We start from the raw sequence: 2630 nt of genomic DNA, 5'->3' as shown, positions 1-2630 counted from the left end.
ACACGTTGCCCAACGCACGCCAAGATGGGGCCAACCCAACGTGTCCTCCCGGGCCCGATCAAACTTGACAGACTCACATCGGCGGCCTCCCGGATCAACTGGTAGCGAAACAACCCGATCGCCCGCGCGCGCTCTGCACGCACCTTCTCCTCATCGTCGCTGACCGCCACCGGCCCGCTCCTTCCTGGTTGCTGTCCGTCAAACACACAACAGCGCACAGATTTACGGCGTGATCGGCGCCGCCGGCTGGGTCGACTCGTGTTGCACCGGCTCGCCGGGCCAGCCCGGCGCCAACAACCGGCCACCGGAGACCGCCACCGCCGTCTCGGACAGCGACACCTTGGGCAGCAAGAACGGTGTGTGATTGCGGTCGCGACCGCCGCAATCACCGTCACCGCGTCGGCCAACACCCCGCCGGCCGCATCCGGCATCACCGGATCGGCAGCCACCGCAGCCAGCCACACGGTGAACACCGAACGCATCGCCTCGGCCCGCTGGGCAAACCGGCGCAGCCAACCCCGCACCGTCTCGGCCGGACGCGTCGAATCCGCAGCGACTCGGCGAAACCCCACCCGGGGTTGTGGCCTTCGTTGCCAGCGCCGACACGATCACCGCTGCGGTATCGGCGCGGCGCAGCAGCGCGGTCACCGGCAACAAAACATGCGTCACCCCGCACCTAGTGCAGCGCCACTGGCGCGGACACAACTCCACCGGCCCATCCGCGCCGCTGCCGCAACCGTCCCCGCCCCCAACCCGCCAGCACACCCCCGCACGATGGGCAGCTCAGCTCACCAGCCGCCCAGCCTGCGCTCGACTTGATCGACATCTGCTTCTACGGTGACCCCTGCGCCTCCGAGCGCACACAGGCGGCCCTCCCGTAGCACTCGGCCAAGAGACGGCGGGAGGGCCGTCGCCTACCAATGACCTGATCACCGTGCCGCCCCGGCACCACACACACAAACCGGGGCATAACCGGCCCCACGCTGCTTACCGTCAGCGCCGCAACCCTACCTCCATGTGCTCACCCTGAATGCCCCCGAACAGCCGGGTTCGCTGAGGAATTCCTCGGCTTAACGATTCGGGGGATAGTTAGCGTCCGTCGTATCTCTACGTCTGTGGAAGGAGACGGCTATGGGTATGACGGTCGCAGAGATCGGCGTGGTTGCTGTTGCGGAGTTGCGGTCGGCTGGCTACTGGTGAAAGTCGGCCCAGAGCGCGCTGACACTCTTGCGGCTGTTCCGTTTCTCCGGGCCGCTTCCCGAACCCGGCGTGCATCTCTCAATGCACCGGGCTCTCCACAAGACACGTCCTGGTGTCGTGGTGTTTCTCGTCGGCGGTGATCGGCCAAGCTTCGGGATGACCGATCCGCGTAGCGGTATCGGGTAGTGCTGTTCTTGGACAGATCGATCAGTGTCACCTCGTCCCGGCTGGCCACCATCGCCCTGCGCAGTACTGTCCGCGGAGTTGTTTCCAGGTCGATTTCGGGTGTTTACGGCGATCTATCGCCAAACCGTATGCCACGCATAGCGGTTGAGGGGGAGAAGGCAGCCGAGGACCGGAGGTCTCCCCACATCAAGCCAACACGTCTGCTACCAACGTCCTGTCTCGGTACAGCTAGTTGCATCGGACCGGAATTGCCGTCACTGCGGTTCCGGTCCGACGTTTAGTGCGTCGTCTCTGTGCGTGGACAATTGTCTGTGTGCGTGGACATCAGCCTGGCGTTGCGCCGAGTGCTTCGACCTGGTCAATCCGATGTACATTGCCAGAGTTTAAATTGTAAAAAGACTTTACACGGCACCCTGAGTAATATAACCGTTTGATAACGGTGAGAATTCTTTCATATAACTGGTACACCGTTGTCCTGCGCTTACTCGATATGATTCGCCTCTCCCGAGGCAGCAATAAAGTGAGGAACCCCCTGTCATGTCCTTTCTGTTTACTCGGCCGGATTTGGTGATCGGGGCTGCGACGGATCTAGCCGGTATCGGCTCGACGATCAACAGCGCTACGGTCGCGGCGGCTGCCCCCACGCTCAATGTGCTGGCTGCTGGAGCCGACGAGGTGTCCGCGGTGATCGCGGCGCTTTTCGGCGCGCACGCCCAGCAGTACCAGTCGATGAGCGCCCAGGCCTCGGCACTGCACAGCCAGTTCGTGCAGACGCTGAACGCGGCCGGCAACGCCTATGCCGGTGCCGAAGCAGCCAACGTGCAGCAGCAGCTCCTAAACGCGATCAACGCACCGACCCAAGTGGCCCTGGGCCGCCCGCTGATCGGCAACGGTGTTGACGGGGCGGCGGGTACCGGGCAAGCGGGCGGTGCCGGAGGGCTGTTGTACGGCAACGGCGGCAATGGCGGATCCGGAGGCGCGGGTCGGGCCGGCGGCAACGGCGGTACCGCCGGGTTGATCGGCAACGGCGGGGCCGGTGGCTACGGCGGGCTGGGGGCCAGCGGTGGCAACGGTGGGGCCGGTGGGCTGCTGTACGGCAACGGTGGGGCAGGCGGTTTCGGCGGATTGTCCGGTGGCAGCAGCGGTAACGGCGGCAGTGCCGGGCTGTGGGGCACCGGCGGTGCCGGCGGTGCCGGCAGCGCGGGTGGCAATGGGAACAACGGAGTCAACCCCGTGCAGAGCTT

General features: G+C 65.2%; 1 protein-coding gene and 2 pseudogenes. 1 reads left to right on the top strand and 2 read right to left on the bottom strand.

The window, feature by feature from the left end:
- Window positions 1–62: 62 nt before the first annotated feature.
- Together AO501_RS39255 and AO501_RS39250 are read right to left on the bottom strand one after the other, a co-directional pair.
- A pseudogene (locus AO501_RS39255) lies at window positions 63–170 on the bottom strand (hypothetical protein); the annotation flags it as partial.
- Window positions 171–222: 52 nt separating this feature from the next.
- Window positions 223–866, bottom strand: a pseudogene (locus AO501_RS39250) (hypothetical protein).
- Between the two features lie 1057 nt (window positions 867–1923).
- On the opposite strand from AO501_RS39250, the gene AO501_RS13335 reads away from it, so the two are divergent.
- Window positions 1924–2630 (top strand): PE family protein (locus tag AO501_RS13335; protein ID WP_156452534.1); only part of this gene is annotated, 707 nt, incomplete at its 3' end.

Source organism: Mycobacterium gordonae (assembly GCF_001417955.2).
Taxonomy (GTDB): Bacteria; Actinomycetota; Actinomycetes; order Mycobacteriales; family Mycobacteriaceae; genus Mycobacterium; species Mycobacterium gordonae_B.
This window is presented reverse-complemented; position numbering and strand designations above follow the sequence as displayed.